At 68.3% G+C, this 16,194-nt stretch carries 21 protein-coding genes; 15 read left to right on the top strand and 6 right to left on the bottom strand.

The window, feature by feature from the left end; genetic code table 11:
- Positions 1 to 7 precede the first annotated feature (7 nt).
- Genes hisZ through AC6EKW_RS13540 form a run of 4 tightly spaced genes read left to right on the top strand, consistent with a single transcriptional unit; the run spans position 8 to position 3,588 of the window.
- Positions 8 to 1,288, top strand: a complete 1,281-nt coding sequence (gene hisZ, locus AC6EKW_RS13555; RefSeq protein WP_498514650.1) for an ATP phosphoribosyltransferase regulatory subunit — start codon at positions 8 to 10, stop codon at positions 1,286 to 1,288.
- A complete protein-coding gene (hisG, locus tag AC6EKW_RS13550; RefSeq protein ID WP_498514649.1) occupies positions 1,285 to 1,929 on the top strand; it encodes an ATP phosphoribosyltransferase in 645 nt (214 codons plus the stop codon). The genes hisZ and hisG overlap by 4 nt, the downstream gene beginning before the upstream one ends.
- Positions 1,922 to 3,160, top strand: coding sequence for a histidinol dehydrogenase (gene hisD / locus AC6EKW_RS13545; RefSeq protein WP_498514648.1), 1,239 nt, complete (start codon positions 1,922 to 1,924; stop codon positions 3,158 to 3,160). Before hisG ends, hisD begins: the two co-directional genes overlap by 8 nt.
- Positions 3,157 to 3,588 carry a GNAT family N-acetyltransferase gene (locus tag AC6EKW_RS13540; protein WP_498514647.1) on the top strand — a complete coding sequence of 144 codons (432 nt, stop codon included), beginning with the start codon at positions 3,157 to 3,159 and terminating at the stop codon, positions 3,586 to 3,588. The genes hisD and AC6EKW_RS13540 overlap by 4 nt, the downstream gene beginning before the upstream one ends.
- Here AC6EKW_RS13540 and AC6EKW_RS13535 read toward each other — a convergent pair.
- The gene (locus AC6EKW_RS13535; protein WP_498514658.1) at positions 3,585 to 3,980 is read right to left on the bottom strand and encodes a Clp protease N-terminal domain-containing protein; all 396 of its coding nucleotides are present in this window, start codon (positions 3,978 to 3,980) and stop codon (positions 3,585 to 3,587) included. The genes AC6EKW_RS13540 and AC6EKW_RS13535 overlap by 4 nt on opposite strands.
- Before the next feature lie 257 nt (positions 3,981 to 4,237).
- On the opposite strand from AC6EKW_RS13535, the gene hisB reads away from it, so the two are divergent.
- The 5 genes from hisB to hisA all read left to right on the top strand — a co-directional run bounded on the left by hisB (position 4,238) and on the right by hisA (position 7,760).
- Positions 4,238 to 4,822, top strand: coding sequence for an imidazoleglycerol-phosphate dehydratase HisB (gene hisB / locus AC6EKW_RS13530; RefSeq protein WP_420542084.1), 585 nt, complete (start codon positions 4,238 to 4,240; stop codon positions 4,820 to 4,822).
- Entirely contained in the window at positions 4,819 to 5,442 is a 624-nt protein-coding gene (locus tag AC6EKW_RS13525) for an HAD family hydrolase (protein WP_498514646.1), read from the top strand. The genes hisB and AC6EKW_RS13525 overlap by 4 nt, the downstream gene beginning before the upstream one ends.
- A complete protein-coding gene (gene hisH, locus AC6EKW_RS13520; RefSeq protein WP_498514645.1) occupies positions 5,435 to 6,076 on the top strand; it encodes an imidazole glycerol phosphate synthase subunit HisH in 642 nt (213 codons plus the stop codon). The genes AC6EKW_RS13525 and hisH overlap by 8 nt, the downstream gene beginning before the upstream one ends.
- 103 nt (positions 6,077 to 6,179) lie before the next feature.
- A complete protein-coding gene (locus tag AC6EKW_RS13515; protein ID WP_498514644.1) occupies positions 6,180 to 7,019 on the top strand; it encodes an undecaprenyl-diphosphate phosphatase in 840 nt (279 codons plus the stop codon).
- A 9-nt stretch (positions 7,020 to 7,028) separates the two neighbouring features.
- Positions 7,029 to 7,760, top strand: coding sequence for a 1-(5-phosphoribosyl)-5-[(5-phosphoribosylamino)methylideneamino]imidazole-4-carboxamide isomerase (gene hisA / locus AC6EKW_RS13510; RefSeq protein WP_498514643.1), 732 nt, complete (start codon positions 7,029 to 7,031; stop codon positions 7,758 to 7,760).
- 7 nt (positions 7,761 to 7,767) lie between these two features.
- On the opposite strand, the gene AC6EKW_RS13505 is transcribed toward hisA, so the two are convergent.
- Positions 7,768 to 8,043 (bottom strand): hypothetical protein, encoded by a 276-nt coding sequence (locus tag AC6EKW_RS13505; RefSeq protein ID WP_498514642.1) that lies wholly within the window; start codon positions 8,041 to 8,043, stop codon positions 7,768 to 7,770.
- A gap of 105 nt (positions 8,044 to 8,148) precedes the next feature.
- On the opposite strand from AC6EKW_RS13505, the gene AC6EKW_RS13500 reads away from it, so the two are divergent.
- From AC6EKW_RS13500 to AC6EKW_RS13490, 3 genes are all read left to right on the top strand, one after another.
- The gene (locus tag AC6EKW_RS13500; RefSeq protein ID WP_498514641.1) at positions 8,149 to 8,604 is read left to right on the top strand and encodes a hypothetical protein; all 456 of its coding nucleotides are present in this window, start codon (positions 8,149 to 8,151) and stop codon (positions 8,602 to 8,604) included.
- Between the two features lie 69 nt (positions 8,605 to 8,673).
- Entirely contained in the window at positions 8,674 to 10,119 is a 1,446-nt protein-coding gene (locus AC6EKW_RS13495) for an NAD-dependent malic enzyme (RefSeq protein WP_498514640.1), read from the top strand.
- A gap of 28 nt (positions 10,120 to 10,147) precedes the next feature.
- Positions 10,148 to 10,411: a (2Fe-2S) ferredoxin domain-containing protein gene (locus tag AC6EKW_RS13490; RefSeq protein ID WP_273888809.1), complete on the top strand. Its 264-nt coding sequence runs from the start codon at positions 10,148 to 10,150 to the stop codon at positions 10,409 to 10,411.
- Here the strand turns inward: AC6EKW_RS13490 and AC6EKW_RS13485 are convergent.
- The gene (locus AC6EKW_RS13485; RefSeq protein ID WP_498514639.1) at positions 10,400 to 11,623 is read right to left on the bottom strand and encodes an NAD(P)/FAD-dependent oxidoreductase; all 1,224 of its coding nucleotides are present in this window, start codon (positions 11,621 to 11,623) and stop codon (positions 10,400 to 10,402) included. The two genes, AC6EKW_RS13490 and AC6EKW_RS13485, sit on opposite strands and share 12 nt — an antisense overlap.
- Positions 11,624 to 11,835: 212 nt before the next feature.
- On the opposite strand from AC6EKW_RS13485, the gene AC6EKW_RS13480 reads away from it, so the two are divergent.
- The 3 genes from AC6EKW_RS13480 to AC6EKW_RS13470 all read left to right on the top strand — a co-directional run bounded on the left by AC6EKW_RS13480 (position 11,836) and on the right by AC6EKW_RS13470 (position 13,613).
- Positions 11,836 to 12,162 carry a hypothetical protein gene (locus AC6EKW_RS13480; protein ID WP_273888811.1) on the top strand — a complete coding sequence of 109 codons (327 nt, stop codon included), beginning with the start codon at positions 11,836 to 11,838 and terminating at the stop codon, positions 12,160 to 12,162.
- A 77-nt stretch (positions 12,163 to 12,239) separates the two neighbouring features.
- Positions 12,240 to 12,461, top strand: coding sequence for a hypothetical protein (locus tag AC6EKW_RS13475; RefSeq protein ID WP_273888812.1), 222 nt, complete (start codon positions 12,240 to 12,242; stop codon positions 12,459 to 12,461).
- Between the two features lie 36 nt (positions 12,462 to 12,497).
- Entirely contained in the window at positions 12,498 to 13,613 is a 1,116-nt protein-coding gene (locus AC6EKW_RS13470) for an alpha/beta fold hydrolase (RefSeq protein ID WP_273888813.1), read from the top strand.
- Here AC6EKW_RS13470 and AC6EKW_RS13465 read toward each other — a convergent pair.
- The 3 genes from AC6EKW_RS13465 to AC6EKW_RS13455 are packed head-to-tail and all read right to left on the bottom strand — an operon-like array spanning position 13,610 to position 16,053.
- Positions 13,610 to 14,239 carry a GNAT family N-acetyltransferase gene (locus AC6EKW_RS13465; protein WP_273888814.1) on the bottom strand — a complete coding sequence of 210 codons (630 nt, stop codon included), beginning with the start codon at positions 14,237 to 14,239 and terminating at the stop codon, positions 13,610 to 13,612. The two genes, AC6EKW_RS13470 and AC6EKW_RS13465, sit on opposite strands and share 4 nt — an antisense overlap.
- Positions 14,240 to 14,284: 45 nt before the next feature.
- Positions 14,285 to 15,088, bottom strand: a complete 804-nt coding sequence (locus AC6EKW_RS13460; RefSeq protein WP_273888815.1) for an ABC transporter permease — start codon at positions 15,086 to 15,088, stop codon at positions 14,285 to 14,287.
- Positions 15,088 to 16,053: an ABC transporter ATP-binding protein gene (locus AC6EKW_RS13455; protein WP_273888816.1), complete on the bottom strand. Its 966-nt coding sequence runs from the start codon at positions 16,051 to 16,053 to the stop codon at positions 15,088 to 15,090. The genes AC6EKW_RS13460 and AC6EKW_RS13455 overlap by 1 nt, the downstream gene beginning before the upstream one ends.
- Between the last annotated feature and the right edge of the window lie 141 nt (positions 16,054 to 16,194).

The following is a 16,194-nucleotide window of genomic DNA, read 5'->3' as shown; positions in this document are numbered from 1 at the left end:
CACGCCGGTGGCCGTATCGGTTAAGATAGCCTCGTTCATGGAGCGCAGGGCACGCAGCAGGTTCGCCACCACGCCGGGCACCCGCGACGTCCTGCCCCCGGAGTCCACGCATCTCGTGGGGCTCGAGGGCAGGGTACGCGGGCGCTTCGCGGCCTGGGGTTTCAGGGAGGTCATCACCCCGGCGCTCGAGTACTCCGAGGTGATAGAGGAGCCCCGGCTGCGTGATGCCTCCTTCAAGCTCTTCGATGCGGACAACCAGATGCTCCTCTTGCGCCCGGAGATGACCTCCCCGATAGCCCGGCTCGTCGCGCAAAGGCTGCGCAACAGCCCGCCGCCGCACAGGCTCTCCTACGTGTTGCCCGTCTACCGCAGGACCGGGGTGGGGCGGGGTCAGAGCGCGGAGTTCCATCAGGCCGGGGTCGAGGTCGTCGGATCTTCGAGCGCGGCGGAGGACGCCGGGGCGATAGCCCTGCTCGCCGACGTCCTCTCTTCGGTGGGGCTGCGTCGGGAGGGGGAGTTCGCGATCGTCGTCGGCCAGAGCGGCTTCTACGCCGGGTGGCTGCGTCGTGCCGCCCCCGAGGCCGCGTCCGAGATCCTCTCCGCGCTCGCCGACAAGGACCTGGCGCGGGTGGACGCCCTCGCCGCGTCCCTGCCGGACGAAGCCGCGGCCGGAGCCCGTGAGATACCGCGCCTCGTCGGGCCGGCCTCCGACGGCGAGCTGCTACAGAGGGCGCAGAAGTACGCCCTGGGGGAGGCCGAGGGCGCGCTGGAGAACCTGCGCGAGATCCTCGCGCACCTCGAGGTCCACGGGTGCCTGGATTCGGTGATCCTCGACCTCGGGCTCATCGGGCGCTTCGGATACTACACGGGGGTGGTCTACGAAGCCTACTCCCCGCGCCTGGGCTTCAGCGTCGCGAGCGGCGGACGCTACGACGAGCTGCTCTCCCGCTTCGGCGCGCCGATGCCGGCGACGGGGTTCGCGATCTCGCTCGAGCGGCTGCTCTCCATCCTGCCGGAGAGGGAACCCGATCCCCTCGTCGTCCTGGTGGGCTCCTCGACCGGGGCGACGGCCGCCGCGTGCACCCTGCGCGCCCGCGGCGTGGCCGTGCTGCAGCTCGCTGACGAAGATCCCCCCGAGAAAGCCGCCCGTTACGCTCGCACGGTCGAGGCCTCCTGGCTCGCATATCCCGCCGGGGAGAGGGTGAAGCTCGCCCCAGTCTCGGAGCGGGGTGTCGGCGGGTTCGAGGAGCTCTCGCCCGAGGAGGCGGCGGGGAGGGTCTCGGCGTGAGCGGGCCCCTGCGGGTCGCGGTACCGAAGGGTGCGATCTTCGAGGATGCCCTGCGGGTGCTCGAGGGGGCCGGGCTTCCGGCCGGGATACTGCGCGAGAACGGGCGCCGGCTCGTGCACGAGAGGGAGGGGGTCCGTTTCATCGTGAGCCGTCCCTCAGACGTCCCCGTCTTCGTCGAGTACGGGGCGGCGGACGTCGGGATCGTCGGCAAGGACGTCCTCGACGAGCAGGAGCCCAACGTCATCGAGCTCGCCGACCTCGGGGTCGGGGCCTGCCGGATGGTCCTCGCGGTACCCGAAAAGACCGCCGGGCGGGTGCAGGAGAGGATCTCGCACGCCGAGGTGATAAGGGTCGCGACCAAGTTCCCCAGGACCGCCCGCCGCTACTTCGAGGGGATGGGCCGGCAGGCCGAGATCATCGCGCTGCACGGCTCGATAGAGCTCGCGCCGCTCGTCGGGCTCGCCGAGGGTATCGTCGACCTCACCGCCACCGGGACCACCCTGCGCGAGAACAACCTGGTCGTGCTGGACGAGATCTCCCGCTCCACGGCACGCCTGATCGCGAACCGCGGCTCCTACCGGCTGCGCAACGCGGAGGTCGCGGCGCTGACGGAGCGGATGGAGAGGAGCATCCTTGGCTGAGACGCTGGACGCCCGCACGCTCGATATGGAGGAGCTGCTCGCGCGGCTGCGCCGGCCCGGGGGCTTCCTCGCCGGGAAGGTGCGCGAGGCGGCCCGCAGGATCGTGGAGGACGTGCGAGATCGCGGGGATGCGGCGGTCCTAGAGTACGCCGAGAGGTTCGACAGACTGCGCCCGGATCCGCTGAGGGTGCCCGAGGAGGAAGTGGCGGGTGCCGGGCTACCGCCGGAGATCGAGGAGTCTTTCCGGGTCGCGATCGAGAACGTGCGCGCTTTCCACGAACGGGAGCTCGACCGGGGCTGGGAGCTGCGGCGGGAGGGAGCGGTTGTGGGCCAACGCGTCCGCCCGCTGCGGCGGGCCGGCCTCTACGTCCCCGGCGGCCACGGGGCCTACCCGAGCACGCTGGTGATGAGCGCCGTCCCGGCGCAGGTTGCCGGGGTGCGGGAGGTCTGCGTGTGCGCCCCACCGGGCCCCGACGGACGGGTGAGCCCGCACGTCCTCGCCGTCGCCCGGATGCTCGGTCTGCGCGAGATATACCGCGTCGGAGGCGCGCAGGCGATAGCCGCGATGGCCTTCGGCACCGAGAGCATCCCGAAGGTGGACAAGATCGTCGGCCCCGGCAACGACTACGTGACCGCCGCCAAGCTGGAGGTCTTCGGGGTGGTGGGGATCGACGCCCCGCAGGGGCCGAGCGAGCTCATCGTCATCGCGGACTCCTCCGCCCGCCCGGAGCACGTCGCCCGGGACCTGATGGCCCAGGCCGAACACCTCTCCGGGGCTTCCTCGATCCTGCTCACCCCGGAACGTAACCTCATCGAGGGGGTCTTACCCCTGCTCTCCGGCGAACCGGCGGAGCACGTGACGCTCGTGCTGGTGCGCGGCCTGGATCAGGCCGTCGAGCTCACCAACCTCTACGCCCCGGAACACGCGCACGTGATCTGCGCGGATGCCGAGAGGGTCGCCCACGGCCTCGACGCGGTCGGGCTATTGGCCGTGGGCGACGCGAGCCCGGTCGCACTCTCGGACTACGCCGCCGGTCCTTCCCACGCCCTGCCGACCGGAGGGGCCGCCGTCTGGGCCTCGCCGCTCGGGACCCACGAGTTCACCGCCCGCACCAGCTACATGCGTTACGAAAACCGCGGGCTCGCCGCGCTCGGGCCGCACGTCGAGCGGCTCGCCCGGCTCGAAGGCTTCGAGAACCACGCGGGAAGCGTGCGGGTGAGGCTGGATTGAGCCCCGTCGAGGTGAGGGAGATGTTCTCCGACGAAGAGGTCGCGGCGACCTTCGGCGTGATGCGCCAGCTACGGCCGCACCTCGGTTCGGCGGAGGACTATCTGCGGCGGGTGCGCAGGATGCGAAAGGAGGGCTACCGGCTCGCCGCCGTCCTGGAGGACGGGGAGGTCAGGAGCGTCGCGGGTTTCAGGGTGCAGGAGTCCCTGATCTCCGGCCGGCACCTCTACGTGGACGACCTCGTCGCCGCCGATGACGCCCGCTCGCGGGGCTACGGCCGGATGCTCTTCCGCTGGCTCGCTGAGGAGGCGAGGAGAGAGGGCTGCCGGGAGCTGCACCTCGACTCGGGCGTGCAGCGGGGAAGGGCGCACCGCTTCTACTTCCGGGAGGGGATGGAGATCCGCCACTACCACTTCGCGATGGAACTCTAGCCTTCGGCCCCGTGCCCCTCGTACAATCGCTCCTCCAGCGCCTCAGCCGAGACGTCCAGCCTCGCTAGCAGCCTGACGTCCGTCCCGTCTCTGTCGCCGAGAATTCCCAGAAGAACGTGCTCGGTACCGATGTAGTTGTCTCCCAGCCGCCGCATCTCCTTGTGCGCCTCGACCGGGGCATTCTTCGCCCGGGGTGAGAACGGGAGCGGCTGCCTTCCGGGATGCGCATCTCGAAGGCGTCGCCGGCCTGCTGGCGGATGTCTTCGAGGGGGATCCCGACCGAAGAGAGCGCCTCGGAGAGCATCGCCTCGGACTCTTCCCGCGCGGCTTCGAGCGTCACCCCCAGCGGCCTCCACGGCCCCGCGGGATTTGTCGGTCAAACGCGTGAACATCACGCCTCTCTTCCCTTCCTCACCGGCAAATCTCCGGGGTACTTCTCCTTTATCCTTCTCGCGTGCTTCTTGTGCACCGCCTGCCTGCTCACGCCCAGGACCTCGGCGATCTGCGCCCACGACCACCCCGCGGGTCCTGCGGTCCACCAACCTGCGTCTTCCTGCTTTCGTTCATGTGTCAACATTGGTTGACGATTGGTTTCGGATCGGTCGGCTAAAATGCCTCTTTGCGCAGGCCAGAGAGCAGAAGGAGCATGATGGGGCGCAGCGGGAGCGTGGAGCGCAAGACGGGCGAGACGTTCGTACGGGTGAGGCTGGAGCTCGACGGGGAGGGGCGGGCGGAGATCTCCACGGGCGTGGGGTTCTTCGACCACCTGTTGCACCTGCTGGCGCACCACTCCGGGATGGATCTCGAGGTGGAGGCAGAGGGCGACACGTGGGTGGACGACCACCACACCGTCGAGGACACCGGTCTGGTCCTGGGGCGGGCTCTCGATGAGGCTCTCGGTGACCGGTCGGGTCTGGTGCGCTTCGCCGACGCCTCTGCGCCCCTCATCGAGGCGCTCTCCACGGCGGTCGTGGACCTCGGCGGCCGGAGCCACCTCACCTGCAACCTGGGGGGGATGCCCGAGAAGATCGGGACGTTCGATACAGAGCTCTTCCCGGAATTCTTGCGGGCGTTCACCCAGTACGGGCGGTTCACGCTGCACCTCAACTGTCACTACGGGGAGAACGCCCACCACAAGGTCGAGTCGGGGGTGAAGGCCCTCGCGCTCGCCCTGAGGGCCGCGGCCGCCCGCCGTACCTCGGGCAGCGCCTCGACGAAGGGGGTGATCGATTGAGGAGCGTGGTCTTCGACCTCGGGGGCGTCCTCGTCGACTGGGACCCGCGCTACCTCTACCGCAAGCTCTTCTCCGACGAGGAGGAGATGGAGCGTTTCCTCTCTGAGGTGTGCTCGCCGCGGTGGAACCGGCAGCTCGACCTGGGACGGCCGTTCGAGGAGGCCGTCGCGGAGCTGCGCGCGAGGCATCCGCGCTACGCCCGGGAGATAGAGGCGTACCACAGCCGGTGGGGCGAGATGCTCGGCGGGCCCATCGCCGGGAGCGTGGAGCTCCTCGGGAGGCTGCGCGGGCGGGGCGTGCCGCTCTACGCGCTGACCAACTGGTCCTCGGAGACGTTCGCGATCGCCCGTAAGAGGTACGGATTTCTCGGGTGGTTCGAGGAGATCGTGGTCTCCGGCGAGGAGAAGGTCGCCAAGCCGGACCACGAGATCTACCGGCGGCTCGTCGAGCGGTGCCGCCTGGATCCTCGGAGCACGCTCTTCGTCGACGACGTGGAGGAGAACGTCGCGGCCGCGCGTTCCCTGGGCTTTTACGGGGTCGTCTTCCGGAACCCCGAAATGCTCGCGGAGGAGCTCGACCGCCTCGGGTTTCTGGAGAGCGGGGTAAGGGCCGGTGGTTGATGGGATGAGGGTCGCGGTCGCCGACTACGACGCGGGGAACACTCTCTCGGTGAGGAGGGCGCTGGAGAAGGTGGGCGCTCGGGTGGAGCTCACCCCGGACCCGGAGCGGTTCCTCGCCGCCGAGGCCGTGGTGCTGCCGGGCGTCGGGGCGTTCGGGGACTGCGTCAGGAAGCTGCGTGAACGGGGGCTGGATGGAGCGTGCCGGGAGGCGTACCGTTCCGGGAAGCCCTTCCTCGGGGTGTGCGTCGGGCTTCAGGTCCTCTTCGAGACCTCCGAGGAGTCGCCGGGGGTGGAGGGGCTCGGGATCCTGCCCGGACGGGTGGTCAGGTTCCACGGCGAGGATCTCAGGGTGCCGCACATGGGCTGGAACACCCTCTCGGTGGTCCGGGAGCATCCCGTGCTCGAGGGCCTCGATGGCGAGCATTTCTACTTCGTCCACTCCTACTATCCTGTGCCGGACAGGGGGGAGGATCTGCTCGGGGAGAGCGAATACGGTGGTCCCTTCTGCGCCGCCGTGGCGCGGAGCAGCCTGGTAGCGGTGCAGTTCCACCCGGAGAAGTCCAGCCGGGCCGGGCTCGCTCTCTACGAGAACTTCCTGCGCTGGGCCAGCGAGTTAAACGAAGGTAAAAGATAGGTTAACCCTGCGTAAGATCCCCCTTCCGGCCCATCACGGGCGGGTACGGCTGGTTTATCCTTGCGGCTGCTTGGGCGGGTCGGATCGAAAGGAATGAGGCCTTTTGAGCATCTGGGAAGCGTTCGTTCTGGCGCTGTTGCAGGGGGCGACGGAGATACTGCCGGTCTCGAGCCTGGGGCACGGGGTGATACTTCCCTCGCTGCTCGGCTGGGACGTGAATCAGGAGAGCCCCACCTTTCTGCCGTTTTTCGTTGTATTGCACCTCGGGACCGCCGCCGCGCTCTTCGCGTTCTTCCGGCGGGAGTGGTGGGCGATCATTCGGGGGTTCTTCCTCTCGCTATCAGAGCGCAGTCTCAGGGGCAACGAGGACGGGCGGCTCGCGTGGCTCGTGATCGTGGGGACCATACCCGCCGGTCTCGTCGGGCTTCTCTTCGAGAAGGGGCTCTCGGCCAACTTCGGCCGTCCGATGCTCGCGGCGATAGTCCTCGTCTTCAACGGGATCTTCCTCCTCGCCGGGGAGAGGATCAGGCGCAAGCGGATCAAGGAGGGAGCCTCCCAGCTCTCGTTCTGGCAGGCCGTGGCGGTCGGAACCTCGCAGGTCCTGGCGCTCATCCCCGGCATCTCGCGCTCGGGTGTGACGGTGGTCGGAGGGATGGCCTCCGGGCTCAAGGCGGAGGTCGCGGCGCGTTTCTCCTTCCTGCTCGCCACCCCGATAATCCTTGCCGCCGGGGTCCTGGAGGTGCCGAAGCTCGTCCGCTACGGCACCGCCCACACGCTCGAGGTGGCGCTCTTCGGCGGGGTGGTCGCAGGGCTCGCGGCCTACCTCTCCACGGCGGCCCTCATGTACCTGTTCAAGAGGCGGGAGATAGAGGCGCTGGGACCGTTCGGGTACTACTGCATCGCGGCGGGGCTCGTCGCGGCGGTCGTGCTCGGGCTGCGGTAGAGTAGGAGCGTGGAAGGCGGCACGTTCACCGTATTCCCCGCGATAGACCTGCGCGGCGGCCGCTGCGTGCGGCTCGTGCGGGGCGACTTCGGGCGCGAGCGGGCTTACGATGCGGATCCTGTTAGACGTGCTCTGGAGTGGGAGAGGCGTGGCGCGCGGGCGATACACGTCGTGGACCTCGACGGGGCCCGGGGAGGTCGTCCGGCGCAGCTCGACATCATCCGAGAGATCGCCCGCGCGGTCGAAGTGCCGTTGCAGGTCGGCGGGGGCATCCGCACCCTCGAAGATGCGCGGGGCGTGCGGGAGGCCGGGGCGGAGAGGGTCGTGGTCGGGACGGCGGCGGTGGAGGACAGGGGGCTACGGCTGCGGCTGCTGGACGAGTTGGGGAACGCGCTCGTCGTCGCGGTGGATGCGCGCGGTGGCGTCGTCGCGACCCACGGCTGGCTCCAGGAGAGCGGGGTGGGGGTAAGAGAGCTCGCGGCGGAGCTCGCTGCGGAAGGGGTCGCCTCGGTGCTCTTCACCGACATCGAGCGCGACGGGATGGGCGCGGGGGCGGCGCTCGAGGAGACGGCGGAGGTGGCGGGGATCATACCGACCATAGCGAGCGGCGGGGTGCGCGGCAGGGAGGACGTGGAGGCGCTCGCGCGCACGCCGGGGGTGATCGGGGCTGTGGTCGGGACCGCGCTCTACGAGGGTAAGGTCACGCTGGAGGAGCTTCTGGAGGCCGCGGACCGGCCGTAGGAGGGGCTCAGAGCTCCAGCGTGTTGCGCTTCTCTTCTCCCCGCTCGTACTTGGCGGATTGCAGGGTGCGCCAGGCGAGCTGGGAGAGGGCCTCGTCGGTGGGGCGGGCCTCCGATCCGGCCTCGGAGATCGCGCGCCGGGCCTTCTCGACCGCTGCGTCCAGCGCCGCGTTTATCTCGTAGGCTCGCGCCGCCTGGTACCTTATCCGGAGCTCCTGTTTGGAGGAGCCGTCCACGGCGAAGGCGAGCTCGTACTCCTCGGTCCGGCTCTCGAGGTCACCCACCCTTTTTGCGGTGCAGATCAGGGTAGCCATGCGCAGATACTAGCATCTGCGGGCGATCTTCGGGCTAAACTAGGTCCCGAAGAGAGTATGTGGGAGGTGTTCGCGGTGGATCTCGAGGCCCTCTACGGGGGATCGTTCGTGAACTGGGAGGCCGTGGGGGAGTCCTGGCAGAAGCACACCCTGCCCTCGCGGATGTTGTTGATCCGGGCGAGGGCATACCTGGAACGTTCCGGCCGTCCCGAGCTGCCGGAGCGGGTGGAGATCATCTCCCGGGCCCCGCTTCCGGAGGAGATAAGGCGGGCCTTCGCCTCCCCACCGGAGCCCGAGGACGAGGCGGCATCCTCTGCGTGGGGGGATTTCATCGACGCCGCGCTCGCCGCGGAGCTCGAGGTCGTCTCCTACGGGGAGCGACCGCCGATCCTGCACGAGCTCCGGGCCGGGCTCGAGAAGGCCGCGGAGGAGGCCGGCGGGCGCACGCCGCTCGGGAGGTGGTTTCTGGCCCGGCGTGAGGCCTTGCCCGGTAAGGATCTTCCCCCCGAGGCCGGCTACCTGCCGGTGTAGGTCGGCGGGGGAGGCGGTGTGCGAAGATAAAGGGATCAACTCGAGGGAATCGGAGAAAAGGGGGTGTTCATGGAGGCCATACCGAGCGCCAGCTACAGCCTCACGATAAGGGTCGAATACCCGCACCGGGCGGGGGCCCTGGGCCAGATCATGACCGCCATAGGCGAGGCCGGGGGGATAGTCGGGGCGGTGGACATCGTCAGGATGGGGCAGAAGCGCTCCATCCGGGACGTAACGGTCAACGCCCGCGACTCCGAGCACGGACGCAGGATCATCCAGGCCATAGAAGGGCTGCCGGAAGTGGAGATCGTGAACGTCTCGGACAGGACCTTCCTCATCCACCTCGGCGGCAAGATAGAGGTCACGCCCAAGCGCCAGCTCGCCACCCGCGACGACCTCTCGATGGCGTACACGCCCGGGGTGGCGAGGGTCTGCCGGGCGATAGCAGAGGACCCCGAACGTGCCTTCAACCTGACGATAAAGCGCAACACGGTCGCGGTGGTGACCGACGGGACGGCCGTTCTGGGGCTCGGGGACATAGGACCTGAGGCGGCGATGCCGGTGATGGAGGGGAAGGCGATGCTCTTCAAGACCTTCGCAGACGTGGACGCCTTCCCGATCTGTCTGGACACCAAAGACCCGGACGAGATCGTCTCCGTCGTCAGGAACATCGCCCCCACCTTCGGCGGGATAAACCTGGAGGACATCTCCGCGCCGCGGTGCTTCGAGATCGAGGAGCGCCTCAAGCGGGAGCTCGAGATCCCGGTCTTCCACGACGATCAGCACGGGACGGCGGTGGTGACGCTCGCCGCGCTGATCAACGCCCTGAAGATAGTCGGCAAGGAGATGGAAGACATCAAGGTCGTCGTGAACGGCGTCGGGGCCGCGGGGGTGGCGTGCGCGAAGATGCTCTTGGCGGCGGGCACGAGGAACATCATCGGCTGCGACCGCAGAGGCATCATATACAGGGGGCGTGAGGGACTCGACACCTCCAAGGGCTGGTTCGCGGAGAACACCAACCCCGAGGGTCTCAGGGGCACGCTCGCGGACGCCATGGAGGGGGCGGACGTCTTCCTCGGGCTCTCGGCGCCCGGCGTGTTGAAGGTGGAGCACGTGAAGAAGATGGCGCGGGATCCTATCGTCTTCGCGATGGCCAACCCGGACCCGGAGATAAGGCCCGAGGAGGCCGCCGGACACGCCAGGATCGTCGCCACCGGCAGGAGCGATTACCCGAACCAGATCAACAACGTCCTCTGCTTCCCGGGCATCTTCCGGGGGGCGCTCGACGTGCGGGCGCGCGGCATCGACGAGGAGATGAAGCTGGCCGCGGCCCGGGCTATAGCCGGGGTGATCTCCGAAGACCAGCTCTCGGAGGACTACATAATCCCCTCCGTCTTCGACGAGCGGGTGGCGCCGGCGGTGGCCGAGGCGGTGGCCGAGGCGGCCCAGAGGAGCGGCATGGCGCGCAAGGTCGAGGACAGGAACGAGGTGGGGATCACTTCTTCGGGCTTCTGAGTTCTTCCGGCGGGCTTAAAATCTCGGTGTGGCGAGGTTCTGCCAGATATTCGTCTGCGCCAACGAGGGAGAGGGCCGGTGCGGCTCGAAAGGGGGCGGCGAGATCCTGGGCCTCCTCAGGGAAGAGGCGAGGCGCCGGGGGCTCTCGCCTTCGGTGGTGCTCCCCAACGTCTGCACCCGGCGGCACCACGAGGGGCCTGTCGTCTTCGTCTTCCCGGACGACGTGTGGTACACCCGCGTCCGTCCGGAGGACGTGCCCGAGATAGCCGAGAGGCATCTCTCAGGCGGATGAGGATGAAAAGCCCAGCCTCCCCAGCACGGGATCGAGGGTCCAGTCGGAGAGGGTGAGCAGCCGGCCCTCCCTGCTGCGCATGTAGTACAGGAGTATGCTGCGGTAGAGCACCTGCGCCGCGGGTCCTCTCATGCGGATACCCAGCGCCTCCGCCACGGCGTTGCCGGGTCCCAGCCCCACCACGTACCCGCGGTCGAAGAAGCGGAACGGGGGGCGTTTGATCCTCCTCTGCCTGCGGCCCAGATCCCGGGCTACGTAGGGGCCCTGCTGAACGGCGACGGAGGCCGTGGGGGGAAGGGGACCGTGGTTCGGAGCCTCGCAGAGCGCCGAGTCGCCGAGGACGTAGACCTCCGGGTGGTGGGGGAGCGTGAGGTTGCCGCTCACCCGCACCCGTCCGGACCGATCGTGCTCGCCGGGGAGTGATCTGACGAGCGGGCTGGCCTCGACTCCGGCCGTCCAGATCTTCACCGGGGCCGGGATCTTCTCGCCGCCGGCCCTCACCCCCTCCGGGTCGGCTTCGTCGACGAAGTGCCCGAGCCTGACCTCCACGCCCATACGCTGTAGCTCCTCCACCGCGACCGAATGGAAGTACGGGGAGAGCCACCCGAGGAGCCTGTGCTCCCCCTCGATGAGGTGCACTTTGGGCAGGGGATCCGGCTTGCGCCCGACCAACCTTCGCAGGTGGGAGAACAGGCTCGCCACCTCGGCGGCGAGCTCGACGCCGGTGGCCCCGCCACCGACGATGGCCACGGAAGGGGGTACGGCACCGCCCCGGCGGGCGTCCTCCCACCTTCGGGCCAGCTCGTCGCGGAGCCAGAGCGCGTCCTCGAGCGACCAGAACGTCCCGACGTGCCCCTCCAGATGTCCTGGAGGTGCGGCGGGGACGCTACCCGGGGTCAGGACCAGCGTCTCGTAGCCGATGCTCCGCCCATCCGAGGTGTGGAGCGTGCGCCTTTCGAGGTCTACCCCTTCCACTTCCGCCCGCAGGAAGCCGCAGCGCCCCCGGCAGAGCGGCTCCAGGGGTGAGAGCAGGCTCTCCGGGTGCACCCTGCCCGAGACCACCTCGTGGACGAGCGGGATGAAAGGGTGGCGCTCCGCCCTGTCGATGAGCAGGGTGGCGCCCGGACGACGCAGCGCGGCGGGGAGGTTGCGTACCAACGAGGCCCCCGCGAAGCCTGCCCCCACGATCACGAGCCGCGCTCTGTGGTCCAAGATCGCCTCCGAGTCTCTTCGCATCCTCCGTGGAGGGAGTGAGTATAAAGCCCCCGCACGGCGGAGGTCAGGGAGTGGCTTTACAAAACCGCATATGATACGTAAACTCTATTAAGCTGGGGAACCGGGGCACAGCACCCGGCATTCGGGGAGGTTTTGGGGAACAGGTGGGCTGAGCCCGCTGTAGCGGGCCTGGAAGAAAGGGGCCATCCATGCAGAAGGAGATGGAGGGCACCCCGGGGTTCATAGTGAGGCACACCAGCCGTCGCCTCGGGAGTCTCGACCGGCGGGAGGCTTGTGAGCGTCTGATCTCCGGGAGGATATCCTTCTCCGAGTTCGTGGATCAGGGTGGCGAAGGCTTCCGGGAGCTTCTGGAGTTCATGATCGATTACGACCTGCATCCGGGGCGTCCCGAGGAGGTGCTCTTCTGCATAGACTGTTACGCGAAGCCTGGGGAGAGAGCGGTTTTGCGCGAGCAGCTTCGAGACCTCTACCGTATAGTACCCGGAGCCGGGAGTGCCGGATTTCAGGGCGCATAGCGGTTAGAATCTCCTATCGTGCGGCGGGGATCGCCGCAGGGACGTGCAGGCTTTTGAAGAGAAAGGCTCTCTCTGGTATGAGCGAGGAAGTGCAGAAGCGGCTGATAACCATACTCTCCTCGGCCCTCTCCTCGATCATGGCGAGCCGACTCTCCGAGAGGCTCATAGACCTTCCGGAGGAGCGGGGCGTCAAGGACGACGTGAAGGAGGCCCTGCTCAGGGCGGGGTTCACGGTCACGGCCACCATCGCCGCCTCCGTCATCGTGCGCAACGTCGTCGGCAGGAGGTGGAGCTCTTAGGCTGAGTCCCGGCGTGGCCGGGGGTGAGGAGATGCGATGGGCGTGATCGTCGCCACGATCGTCCTCATAGCGTGCCTGCTCGCGTTCTCGTCGCTCGTTCTGGGGCGTGTCACCGACGAGGTCGAGAACCCGAGAGGGGAGGACTACGTGGAGCTCGAGGGCTCCATGATCCGTTACCGGGTGCGGGGCGAAGGCCCACCGGTGCTCCTCGTGCACGGCTGGCTCTCGTCCTCGCGGGTCTGGGAGGTCCTGGCCGGGGCGCTGGAGGACCGCTTTACCGTATATTCCCTGGATCTCAGGGGATTCGGGGAGTCGGACAAGCCGCTCTCGGGGTACGGGATCCGCTACGGCAGCCGGCTCCTCTACGCCTTCTGCGCCTACTTCGGGCTTTCCAGGGTCTCGGTGGTCGGCCACGACCTCGGTGGGACGATGGCGGTGAAGCTCGCCGCCGATCATCCGGAGATGGTCGAGCGTCTCGTGCTCGTCTCGGCTCCGGCGGACGGGGGACAGATCGACCTTCCCACCCCGCTCTGGCTCGCCACCCTGCCCGTGATCGGGCCTCCCTTCTACCTTCTCGGCCGGCGTGCCGGGTGGCTGCGGAGGATGTGGCTGCGCCCGTTCGTCACCGACCGCAAGGCGCTCACGCAGGAGGTCCTCGAGGATGCCGGGCGGTCGACCCCGGCCGCCGTACGCCGGACGCTGGTCATGGCGAGGCGTGAGCTCTCGCGCGGCAGGATACCGCGTCAGGCACGCTCCGTCGGATGCGGGGTCCTCCTCGTGACCGGGGACGACGATTACATAGTCGACCCGGAGGCGGCCAACGACTGGTCCGGGAGCATGCCGCAGGCCAGGGTGAGCGTCATCGAGGGGTGCGGTCACCTGCCCATGGTCGAGTACCCCGAGGAGTTCTGCTCGCTGGTGCGCGGGTTTCTCTGCGAAGAGCAGGGAGGATGGACCCCGTCTCGGGAAGAGGCTGGTGAGCCCGGCCCCTCCAAAGTACCGCGGGACGATCTCGACGAGACGATGGACCTCGTGGAGGAGGACGATCCGGCGGAGGGCCGCAGGGGCCTGCCGGAAGGGATCTTCGAGTGGCCGTCCGATCTCGACGAAGAGCGTCGCAGGCGCGGCGGGGAGGGTCCTCCGGGCCGCTAGGAGAGGCGCTTTTTCAGGTAGACCCAGTAGCGAACGCCCAGAAAGCTCGACGTGACGAGCGATCGTTCTCTGGAGATCGCCTCGTAGCCCGCGCTCTCGTAGAGCTCGATCGCCGGCCGGTTCACGCCGCTCACGTGCAGACCGGCAGACCGCTTCCCGGCCCTGCGACCCAGTTCCTCGGCCTCTCTGAGCAGGCTGCGCGCGAGGCCCCGCCTGCGGCAGTCCTCGTCCACCACCAGCCGCTCGATGTACGCCTCCGAAGGGTTCACCCGGTAGCGCGGATAGGAGAGCAAAAACATCGACCAGCTCGCCCGCCAGAAGCCCAGGGAGTCGCGCAGCGCCTGCCAGAGGCCCTGCGCCAGCTCTTCCTCTCGTGAGATCCCCGTGCGGACGCCGACGCTCGCGGCGATCCCGTCGGCCGGGGGGTCCCGGTCGACGACGAGCGTGCTGACCCCGCCGAGCTCGTGCTCCAGCTCGATCCACCGGCGCATGATCTCCCCGGCTTCGGACATTCGACCGCCGAAGATGGGCTCGAACTGGTCCCTGAAGCCCTCGACGACGAGGGTGGCCACGGCCTGGAGGTCCCCGGGACCGGCGAGGCGCACGGTGTGGTGTCCGGCGTGCATCCTCTCAGGATACTACCAGAGAGAGCGCGCTGGGGTGTCCTGCCCTCAGCCGATGAGCCTGCGGCGCATGATGCGTACCGGCAGCGCCGCCAGCAGGGCGGTGAAGACGACGATCCAGAGCAGGTCCACGAGCGTGCCCGCGGACGGGCCCTGCGCCAGGGCCCGGCAGACGTTCACCGCGTGGTAGAGGGGGGTGAGCCAGGCGATCTGGGGCACGGGAGCCGGGAAGTTCTCCACCGGGAAGAAGATGCCGCTGAAGAGGAAGAGCGGCGTGATCACGAGCGTGAAGTAGTAGGCGTAGTAGTCTATGCGCTCTATCAGGCTGGTGAAGAGCATGCCCATCACGCTGAAGGTGACCCCGGTGAGGAACAGGAACGGCGGGATCAAAAGCCCCCACCACGACGTGATCAGGGGGCTCCCGGGCAGGAAGAGCTCGCCTATCGCCACGAGCACGGCGAGGAAGCCCGTACCGTAGAGCGCGGACCGCGTGCCGGCCCACAGGTACTCCCCGACGACCACGTCCTCGGCGTTGACCGGGGTCGCGACTATGGCGTCGAAGATCCGGTCGATCTTCAGCTTCACGAAGGTGTTGTAGGTGCTCTCGAAGGAGGCCGCGAACATTGCGTTGGAGGCGAGCAGCCCCGGCGCGATGTACTGCACGTAGCTCTCGCCGCCTATCCCGCCCTGCCTTATGTAAGCTCCGAGCCCGAGCCCCATGGCCGCCAGGTAGAGCATCGGCTCGACGAAGTTGGGGAAGGTGAGGGTCTTCCAGTACTTGCCGAAGATGGTCATCTCCCGTTGCCAGACGCGGTAGGAGCCGCGTGGCGAGGGCCACCTCACGCCCCTCATCAGTCGGTGAGCCTCCTTCCGGTGAGCCTGAGGAAGACGTCTTCGAGATCCGCCCTGCGGTAGGTGGTGTTCTCGGCCTCGAGCCCCGAGGCACGTACCTTCTCGAGCAGCGGCTCGGCTTCTTCGGCGTAGACGAGCAGGGTGTCCCGGGTGCTGCCGTACTCCACGGCGTCGGCGTCCTCCTCGAGTAGTTCGGAGAGGGCTTCGAGCGTGCCCGCATCGGCGTTGAACTCCAGGACCTGCGGGCTCACGTGCCGCTCGATGAGCTCTTCGGGTGTGCCTTCGGAGATTATCCTCCCACCCCACATGATGACCAGCCGGTCGCACAGGCGGGCGGCCTCCTCCATGTAGTGGGTGGTGAGGATGAGCGTCTTCCCCCGGGCGGCCAGCTCGCGCAGGCGCTCCCAGACGAGGTGTCTGGCCTGCGGGTCGAGGCCGGTGGTCGGCTCGTCCAGGATGAGCAGGTCCGGGTCGTTGACGAGCGCCCGGGCGATCACCAGCCGGCGCTTCATCCCGCCGGAGAGGTGCTCGACCGCCGAGTCGGCCTTGTCCTTGAGCTCCATGAACGCGAGGAGCTCGTCCACCCGTCGCTCGATGACCTTCTTCGGGAGGTCGAAGTAGCGACCGTAGACGATGAGGTTCTCCCGCACCTTCAGGTCGTCGTCGAGGTTGTTCTCCTGCGGAACGACCCCGATGCGCCGCTTCACCTCCCGCTCGTCGCGGCGCACGTCTAGCCCCACGACCTCGAGGGTGCCGCCGGTCGGGACCGCCGAGCAGTAGATCATGCGCATCGTGGTCGTCTTGCCGGCTCCGTTCGGACCCAGAAACCCGAAGCATTCCCCCCGGCGGACCTCGAAGTCGATCCCGCGTACGGCCTCGAACTCGCCGTAGTTCTTGCGCAGATCACGCGCGGAGACCGTGGTGCGTGCACCGTCCGCCGCCGTCGTCTCTGGGATGGACTTCAACTTCCCGTACGGTCCCTTCTTCTCGACTCCGTTGTCTTCGCCTGGAGAAGAATACTACCCCATGCGGTGGCGGGAGCCACCCCTGTTCTTCCTGCAGGGGGGGCTTGCTGGTAGAATCCGAGGCTGGGTTCTGCAGGAGAT

This window comes from Rubrobacter sp. M3-4, assembly GCF_059772285.1.
This window is presented reverse-complemented; position numbering and strand designations above follow the sequence as displayed.

Coding starts and splice junctions, on each gene's coding strand:
- AC6EKW_RS13535 (WP_498514658.1), bottom strand. CDS start 3,980: ATGTTCACGCGTTTGACCGACAAATCCCGCGGGGCCGTGGAGGCCGCT.
- hisB (WP_420542084.1), top strand. CDS start 4,238: ATGGGGCGCAGCGGGAGCGTGGAGCGCAAGACGGGCGAGACGTTCGTA.
- AC6EKW_RS13495 (WP_498514640.1), top strand. CDS start 8,674: ATGGAGGCCATACCGAGCGCCAGCTACAGCCTCACGATAAGGGTCGAA.
- AC6EKW_RS13480 (WP_273888811.1), top strand. CDS start 11,836: ATGCAGAAGGAGATGGAGGGCACCCCGGGGTTCATAGTGAGGCACACC.
- AC6EKW_RS13475 (WP_273888812.1), top strand. CDS start 12,240: ATGAGCGAGGAAGTGCAGAAGCGGCTGATAACCATACTCTCCTCGGCC.
- AC6EKW_RS13470 (WP_273888813.1), top strand. CDS start 12,498: ATGGGCGTGATCGTCGCCACGATCGTCCTCATAGCGTGCCTGCTCGCG.
- AC6EKW_RS13465 (WP_273888814.1), bottom strand. CDS start 14,239: ATGCACGCCGGACACCACACCGTGCGCCTCGCCGGTCCCGGGGACCTC.
- AC6EKW_RS13460 (WP_273888815.1), bottom strand. CDS start 15,088: ATGAGGGGCGTGAGGTGGCCCTCGCCACGCGGCTCCTACCGCGTCTGG.